This is a genomic window from Marinobacter sp. bablab_jr008, from assembly GCF_016464145.1.
In the GTDB taxonomy this organism is placed as follows: domain Bacteria; phylum Pseudomonadota; class Gammaproteobacteria; order Pseudomonadales; family Oleiphilaceae; genus Marinobacter; species Marinobacter nauticus.
This window is the reverse complement of record NZ_JACDWW010000066.1, coordinates 1-7,711: the sequence shown is the minus strand read 5'-3', so window position 1 is coordinate 7,711 and position 7,711 is coordinate 1. Positions and strand designations below refer to the sequence as shown.

The following is a 7,711-nucleotide window of genomic DNA, read 5'->3' as shown; positions in this document are numbered from 1 at the left end:
GGTTTGGGCAACTGACATCAGCTACGTGCCGCTGGCGCGGGGCTTCATGTATCTGGTTGCCATCATCGACTGGTACAGCCGCAAGGTGCTGTCCTGGCGGATCTCCAACACCATGGACACAGACTTCTGCGTCGATGCCCTGGAGGAGGCTCTACAGCACCATGGAACGCCGGAAATCTTCAACACCGATCAGGGCGTCCAGTTCACCAGCGAGGCCTTCACAAGCGTTCTCAAAGAGCATGGCATCCGGATCAGCATGGACGGCAAGGGCTGCTACCATGACAACATCTTCGTGGAACGGCTCTGGCGCAGCGTCAAACACGAGTGCGTCTACCTCACTGCCTTCGAGGATGGTCAACACTTGAAGCAGGCGCTCCACCGGTACTTCCGGCATTACAATCAGACCCGATATCACCAAACCCTTGATTACCAAACGCCCGATGAGGTGTACTACGGGCAACCCATATCTCTGGCAGCCTGAGCCAGGGAAACAACCGGATCATAGCTTAGGGACACCATCAGGTTGTCCAACTGATTGGGTCCACCTCAAATTTAAACAAAAGCGAACATTCACACCCCGCAACTTGAAGGTGAGCAACGTGCCGCCCGCTGCAAGACGTCTAGTTCCGTTGGAAGGCAGGAAATAGTGCTCATTGTTGGTAACGATTTCTTTCAGCATTGTAATGCGAATTATTATCAGTATTATACGCATGCATAAGTATACCCACTGCTGGAGATCCCAATGCCAACACCCGGTCAATCATCTTCGCCAAATCGGCGTCTTCGCGTGAGCCTGTCCGCTGGCTCAACCTTTCTTTCGTTTTCTTTTCTTGCAACGGTTGCCTCCCCCGCGATAGTACAAGCGCAAGAACAAACACCCGGTCTGTTACCCGGCCTTGAGGTTACTGCTGATTGGCTGGGACCGCCGACGGAGGAATCCGAAAGAACTTACTCGGGTGCCCGCACGGTGGTGGAGGAAGAGGAGTTTCAGGAGACCGGCGCTCTGAACCTGGAGGACGCCCTGCGCCCGGTACCCGGTGTTACAGTGCTTGATGAAACCGGCACGGGCATTCTTCCCAATATCGGCGTGCGTGGTCTGAATCCGCTGCGCAGTGAACGGCTTCAGATTCTGCTGGACGGTTACCCGATTGCCATCGGGCCCTACAGCAACGTCGGCGTGTCGCTCTTCCCCGTTACCCTTCCGAGCCTGGAAGTCGTGGATATTGTCCGGGGCGGCGCCTCGGTTCATTACGGGCCTAACAACGTGGGTGGCGTGGTGAACTTCGTTACCAAGCCGATTCCGGCGGAAACCTCCCAGACCCTTCGTGAGCGGGTAACCATTGCGGAGGAGACCGGCAACGTCTTTACCGACACCTATTACCGGGTCGGTGGCCGGGCCACTGACAAGCTCGACCTGCAGTTCCAGGCTAATGTCCAGCGCGGCGACGGCTTTCGTGACCACTCCGATACCGAAGTGGATAACCTGATCCTGGATGCCCGTTATTACCTGAACGACCAGCATGAACTGGCGTCGCAGCTGCAGTACTACCGTGTCGATGCCGAACTGCCCGGCGCCCTGACGCCACAAGCCTATGAGCAGGATCGCACCCAGAGCCAGCGTCCCTACGACGGCTACGAAGCGGACATGAGCCGCGCCACCTTCACCTGGACCTACACGCCGACCGACAATATGGAATTCCAGTGGCGCAATTTCGTGCACGATGCCGACCGCACCTTCTTCTTCGGCCAGAACCTCAGCGGCACTGGCCACTGGGCGGACCCGGGGCTGGATTCGACTCACGTCGCGGATTCACCACGTTTGTTCACGGCACTGGGCACTGAGCCCCGGCTCGCGATTCGCCATGGCCGCCATGACATCACCCTGGGCGCGCGATTTGTCAGCGAGGATGTGGAGTTCGACGTCAATCGCCTGGAGTTGTCCTCCGGTAACCGTTCCGTGGCACGTGACTGGCACCTGGACACCCGGGCCATGGCCTTCTACGTCAGCGATACCGTGTCCTTCCTGGATGATCGCCTGACGGTAACGCCGGGCCTGCGTTATGAAGACGTTGATATGGATTTCCGCGACAACCTCAGTGGCAACACCGAGGAAAACAACGCGGAGGAGCTGCTGCCGGGCCTGACCGTCGGCTACCAGGCGTCTGATGACCTGTTTGTCTTTGCCAACAGTCAGCGTTCCCTGGTGCCAGTCCAGATTGCCCAGACCACCCGTGAAGGTGCAGTGGCCAATGAAACCGCCTGGAACCATGAGCTGGGCGCACGCCTGCAGGTCACACCGGACCTGTTCTCATCCGCCACCCTGTTCCGTATCGATTATGAAGACCAGATCCAGTTCAATCGCTCAACCAGCCGCTTCGAGAACCTGGGCGAAACCCGCCACCAGGGCATCGAACTGGCAAACCGCTGGAATGTGAACAGCCAGTGGGAACTGGGCCTGGGTTACACCTTCCTGGACACCGAACAGCTGTCCGGCGATAACAAAGGCAACGAGCTTCCCAACGCGCCCACCCATAAGGTCAGCGCCGATGCGGTATATAGCTACCAGGCCTGGGACGCCAGCGTGAACTGGGTGTACGTGAGCGAAAGCTACAGCGATGCCGACAACACCGAAGAAGAAACCAGCAATGGCAGCGCCGGTGAATTGCCGGATTACCACCTGGTGACTGCCCGGGTCGGGCGCGACTTCGCGGTGGGCGGTGATCGTGTGCTGAACCTTGGCCTGGCGGTCAACAACCTGCTGGATGAGGATTACTACTTCCGGGGCGTGGACGTCAGCCCGGTCGGCCGGGTACCTCAGCCGGGCCGAAGCTTCATCCTCGAGGCCCAGCTGGACTTCTGATGGCCTCACTACCGAAACGGATTGCAACGAGCCTGCTGGTTGTCCTGCTTTCGCCTGTATCGGGCTGGGCGGACAACCACAGCATCCGGCTGACGGATGACCGCGGGGAAACCCTGCGGTTGCCCGCTGCGGCAACCCGGCCCGCGGCGATTTCGACTTTCGGCGCGGATGTCGCACTGGCGCTGGGAACAGCGCCGGTCGCGGTCACCGACTACGGACTCCAGGGGGTGCCTGACTACCTGGCGTCACAGTTAAGCGGTGTGCGGGGTCTCGGACCGCGACACCAGCCCAACCTGGAAGTGCTGTCGTCGGTCCGCCCAGATCTCGTAATCGCCATCCGCCGCTATACCGAGAAGGACGGTGATCAGATCGAAGCCATCGCGCCGCTCCTGGCCCTGGACCTGATAACGGTCGAGGACAGCCTGCGGGCGGTGGAGCTGGCAGGCCAGGCGCTGGGTAAGCCGGCCAAAGCGGAGGCACTCAACGATCGATTCCTCGAACACGTTCAATCGCTCGCGCAGCGCAATCACGGCAAGCCCATGGGGACCGTGGCACTGCTGACCAGCGGCAGTGAAACGCCCTTTGTCTACTACGACCACTTTCTGCCCACCGCGCTGCTGGAACGCCTGGGCTTCGACAATGTTGGTGGCAAGCCACCCAATCCCGAGAGCGGCATTCCCCTGGGCTACCGGATCAGCCTTGAGGCCCTGCTGAAACTCAATCCAGACACCATTCTCCTGTTACCCACCAGTCGTCAGCGGGCGTTCACAATGAATCCAATCTGGCCCTATCTCAAGGCCGTAAGCACCGGCCAGGTCTACGAAATGCCGCACTACTGGAAAGAGGGCGCCGGACCCATCGCCCGGGAGCGCATCCTTGATGACATTCAGCGTCTGTTGCTGGCCCCGGACTCCGGCACATGATCGGTAGCGCTTCGACAGCACGCCCCTCCACGCTCTATGTGGCAACACTGCTGTTTCTGGTTCTGCTGTTTCTCGTTGGTCTGATGGCCGGTTCCCAGTGGGTGTCGCCGCTCCAGCTGCTGTCAGCCATTGATGGCACCAGCGGCCTGCTGACGCGCATTACCGTGCTGGAGTTGCGACTGCCCCGCAACCTGCTCGGCATTCTTGGTGGTGCCGCGCTTGGGGTTGCCGGGGCCGTCATGCAAGGCGTTACCCGGAACCCCCTGGCATCCCCCGGCCTGACCGGTGTGATTGCGTCCGCCGCCCTGGCGGTGGTGTCACTTCGAACCCTGAGCTCCCCGGGCGCAATGTGGCTGCCTTTGATGGCGCTGGGCGGGGGCCTGCTCGGGGGTGCTCTGACCTTCGCCATCGCCGGTCGAAGAAGGCTCCAGCCGGAGCGCGTGGTACTCGCCGGCATCGCCGTGACCTCGCTGGCAACGGCACTGACCACCGGCCTTCTGCTGGTATCCGGGGCGGAGGCGGCAGAACTCTACTATTGGCTGGCGGGCAGCCTGATGGGACGGGGCTGGCTCCAGCTCCAGATGGTGCTGCCCTGGCTGCTACTGCCACTCGGTGCCCTGCTGGTCATGCAGCGCCCCTTTCATGTGTTGCAGTTGGACGACGACCTGGCGCTGGCCATGGGCCTGGCCGTCGGACGCTGGCGCCTGACTTTCCTGTTACTGGCATTGCTGCTGGCTGCCGCGCTGGTCGCCTTCACCGGTCCGATCGTGTTTATTGGCCTGGTGGCGCCACACATCGCCCGGCGGCTCACGGGCGATCAGATTCAGCACTGGCTACCGTTGAGCGCTCTGTTTGGAGGACTGTTGCTGCTGGCTGCCGATATCCTGGCAAGGCAACTGGCCTTCCCCCAGGAATTACCCGTCGGTATGCTGACCGCCCTGATCGGAGCCCCATGGCTGATCTACCTGCTCAATTCGCGAGCCTCAACCCGGAGCGCATAACGTGACCAATCCGGCGACGACACCAACCCGCGCAAACCGGCCTCCCGGTGCCAGTCCTGTCGCCAGGCTGTTTCTGGCCGGCGGGCTCAGCCTGGTTGTTGTCATCGTCGCGGGCGTCCAGCTGGGGGCGGTGGACCTTAGCTGGTCCCAGGTGTGGGCGGGGCTCACCGGAGACAGCTCACAACACGTACAGAGAGTCGTCTTCGAACTGCGGCTACCCCGCACCCTGACCGGCGCCCTTATCGGTATTCACTTTGCCCTGTCGGGGTGGCTGTTGCAGTTGCTCAGCCGCAACCCCCTCGCCGAAGCCGGTATTCTCGGCATCTCCGCCGGCGCAAGCCTGGTGGCCGTTATCGCCTTCATCGTCGGTGACTGGCTGGTGTCCAGTGAGAATCCGTACAGCAATACCTCCTTTGCCCTGCAATACCTGCCGCTGTTTGCGATGGCAGGCGGACTGGTGACGGCGCTTGCGGTGTATTGCCTGGGCATGCGCCATGGCCAGCTGTCGCCGGTGAAAATGACGCTGACCGGCGCGGTCATCGCCGGTATGCTGCACGGGCTGACCACCGGCGCACTGGCGTTCTGGGGCCACGCCCATACCGAGCTGGTGGCCCAGTGGCTGGCCGGCTCGCTGTACGGTAGCGAATGGCAACACCTGCACACGTTGCTGCCATGGACTCTCGTTGGGCTGATCGGTGTGGTTCTGCTCATGCGCCCACTGAATGTGATGCAACTCGACGACCAACACTCACGCACCCTGGGCCTGGGTCTCAACCGATGGCGTTTCTTTGCCCTGCTGATCGCCACCCTGTTGGCGGCCAGCGCGGTCGGCGTGGTCGGGCCCGTTGGCTTCATTGGCCTGCTTATCCCCCACATCAGCCGCCGGCTGGCCGGCGCTAACCTTCCGGTCCAGTTGGTGTTGTGTGTACTATTGGGTGCGGTGCTGGCAGTACTGGCGGATTTACTGGGCCGAACGCTGTTCACACCCTATGAAGTGCCCGTGGGCGTCGTTTCCGCCGTCCTTGGTGTACCCTTCTTTTTGTATCTATTATCGCGTCAACCCTGAAGGCGGACCCCTTCTCCATGTTACGAACCGAGTCTCTCTCGCTGGCTTATGGCGACAAAACGGTTGTAGACAACGTCTCGCTGATTATTCCCGAGGGTGGCATTACCTGCCTGCTGGGCCCCAATGGCTCGGGCAAAAGTACCTTGCTGAAAAGTTTCGCCGGCCTGTTGCCCCCGCGGTCCGGTCAGGTTTACCTGGACGATCAGCCAGTTGACCAATGGCACCGGGGCAAACTGGCCCTGAGGCTCGCCATGCTGCCCCAGAAGCCGATTGTGCCCGATGGTATCCGGGTTCGGGACTTGATTGCGCTGGGTCGCTTCCCCCACCGTAAATGGTGGCAGAGGAATCTCACCACTGACGACAATGTAACCCTCGACGCTATGGCAATGACCGGGGTATCAGACCTTGCGGAACGACCGGTGGAATCGCTCTCCGGAGGGCAGCAGCAGCGGGTCTGGATTGCCATGGCACTGGCGCAGGAGACTGATATCCTGTTGCTAGACGAGCCAACCACGTTTCTGGATTGGGGCTACCAGTTGGAAGTATTGGAGCTCCTGTCTACGTTAAACCAGCAACAAGGACTGACCGTGGTCATGTCACTTCATGACCTCAACCAGGCCGCGCAATTTGCGGACCGGATTGCGGTGCTGGCTGACGGCCAACTCGACACCATCGGTAGCCCTGCGGAAGTTATTACTGAATCCCTCGTCAACCGGGTATTTCGGGTGCATACAAGCATTACTACGGGGCAGGAAGGTCGTCCGTTTTGCACCGGATTTGCAGAATCGGCTCAAAGCTGGTCCAAGCAACGTCCTCGCTGTGTCGCTACCTCTTAATTCAGAACTCGTAGCCAGCACTCGGGTTCTATCCCGTTACTGCAGATACTTATAACGAAAGAGGCTGAATTTCGGCAGGGGAAGTTTGGTCTATCGGTCAGAACGTAGGCTTGGCGCCCCTGGTCTGCCAGTTCCCCTTGCAGGCAGAAAACTCTATAACGAGTCATGATTTTCGGTACCTATCCTCTAAAGGGGGCCGAATCATGACACTTTCCACCAGTCATTTACCCTGGAACAAGGGAAAACTAGTCGGAAAAAAGTTTCCACTAAAACTCGAACAGACCTGGGCAATCCGCATTCGGTTAGAAATCGCAGAGAATGTCCGAGAACTGGCGATGGTCAACATGGCGATCGACTGCAAACTGCGTTCTTTCGACATGGTTAGGTTATTGGTTCGGGATATTTCCAGAAATGGAGAGGTTCTGGACCGGGCGCAAGTGATTCAGCAGAAAACCAGTCAGCCCGTCAGGTTTGAGATAACAAAAAAGACACGTGAGTCGGTTTAGTCGTGGATCAAACATCGCGGACTCTCTGGTGAGGTAGTGGTTCTCAAAGGAAGCCGGTGATCCTACTTGGGATTATGCCGAGCATCTTAGGCGCCTAAACAAAAGCGAACAATCGAGTCAGGGCTTTCCTCCGGAGCCTCCAAACTAATCACAACCATTTCGTACAGTATGATTGGCGGAGCCTCTTCTGTTCATGAAACCTGCTCATATGCAGTACTTGAGTATGAAGCCATGGACCGTTCCCTGTAGTTTGGCTGTAGGAAGCTCACCCAAGCCTTCCGAGAACCGGAAACGTCGACAACATCCACGACGCAAAGAGTGTCATCCGACCGGTGAGCACCATTACTCCCATTACAACGAGCACCAAGCCAGCAAGCACTCTCAGCAGTCTACTCCAGCGACTGAGCCAGCGTACTCGTTGCCGAAAGTGTTCAATAAACAGGGCAGTTCCGAGAAAAGGAAGAGCCAACCCCAACGAATACGCCGCCAGATACAGCATGCCCGCCTCAGCATTGGCAT

General features: G+C 59.4%; 9 protein-coding genes. 7 read left to right on the top strand and 2 right to left on the bottom strand.

Going from position 1 to position 7,711, the window contains the following annotated elements; all coding sequences use genetic code 11:
• Positions 1 to 481, top strand: a 481-nt coding sequence (locus tag JIF53_RS12910; protein WP_199452700.1) for an IS3 family transposase, incomplete at its 5' end; no start/stop codon positions are given.
• Positions 482 to 650: 169 nt separating this feature from the next.
• On the opposite strand, the gene JIF53_RS12905 is transcribed toward JIF53_RS12910, so the two are convergent.
• A complete protein-coding gene (locus JIF53_RS12905; protein WP_199452704.1) occupies positions 651 to 836 on the bottom strand; it encodes a hypothetical protein in 186 nt (61 codons plus the stop codon).
• On the opposite strand from JIF53_RS12905, the gene JIF53_RS12900 reads away from it, so the two are divergent.
• From JIF53_RS12900 to JIF53_RS12875, 6 genes are all read left to right on the top strand, one after another.
• Positions 788 to 2,860 (top strand): TonB-dependent receptor family protein, encoded by a 2,073-nt coding sequence (locus JIF53_RS12900; RefSeq protein WP_278350550.1) that lies wholly within the window; start codon positions 788 to 790, stop codon positions 2,858 to 2,860. The two genes, JIF53_RS12905 and JIF53_RS12900, sit on opposite strands and share 49 nt — an antisense overlap.
• The gene (locus JIF53_RS12895) at positions 2,860 to 3,783 is read left to right on the top strand and encodes an ABC transporter substrate-binding protein (RefSeq protein WP_228285563.1); all 924 of its coding nucleotides are present in this window, start codon (positions 2,860 to 2,862) and stop codon (positions 3,781 to 3,783) included. The genes JIF53_RS12900 and JIF53_RS12895 overlap by 1 nt, the downstream gene beginning before the upstream one ends.
• Positions 3,780 to 4,784: a FecCD family ABC transporter permease gene (locus tag JIF53_RS12890; protein WP_199452698.1), complete on the top strand. Its 1,005-nt coding sequence runs from the start codon at positions 3,780 to 3,782 to the stop codon at positions 4,782 to 4,784. The genes JIF53_RS12895 and JIF53_RS12890 overlap by 4 nt, the downstream gene beginning before the upstream one ends.
• Position 4,785: 1 nt before the next feature.
• The gene (locus JIF53_RS12885) at positions 4,786 to 5,850 is read left to right on the top strand and encodes a FecCD family ABC transporter permease (protein WP_199452696.1); all 1,065 of its coding nucleotides are present in this window, start codon (positions 4,786 to 4,788) and stop codon (positions 5,848 to 5,850) included.
• 17 nt (positions 5,851 to 5,867) lie between these two features.
• Positions 5,868 to 6,686, top strand: coding sequence for an ABC transporter ATP-binding protein (locus tag JIF53_RS12880; protein ID WP_199452694.1), 819 nt, complete (start codon positions 5,868 to 5,870; stop codon positions 6,684 to 6,686).
• Between the two features lie 203 nt (positions 6,687 to 6,889).
• On the top strand, positions 6,890 to 7,192 hold the full coding sequence (locus tag JIF53_RS12875; RefSeq protein WP_228285562.1) for a hypothetical protein: 303 nt from the start codon (positions 6,890 to 6,892) through the stop codon (positions 7,190 to 7,192).
• 265 nt (positions 7,193 to 7,457) lie between these two features.
• Here the strand turns inward: JIF53_RS12875 and JIF53_RS12870 are convergent.
• Positions 7,458 to 7,711: cytochrome c biogenesis protein CcdA (locus tag JIF53_RS12870; RefSeq protein WP_228285561.1), on the bottom strand; the 254-nt coding region annotated here is incomplete at its 5' end.

Coding starts and splice junctions, on each gene's coding strand:
- JIF53_RS12895 (WP_228285563.1), top strand. CDS start 2,860: ATGGCCTCACTACCGAAACGGATTGCAACGAGCCTGCTGGTTGTCCTG.
- JIF53_RS12890 (WP_199452698.1), top strand. CDS start 3,780: ATGATCGGTAGCGCTTCGACAGCACGCCCCTCCACGCTCTATGTGGCA.
- JIF53_RS12880 (WP_199452694.1), top strand. CDS start 5,868: ATGTTACGAACCGAGTCTCTCTCGCTGGCTTATGGCGACAAAACGGTT.
- JIF53_RS12875 (WP_228285562.1), top strand. CDS start 6,890: ATGACACTTTCCACCAGTCATTTACCCTGGAACAAGGGAAAACTAGTC.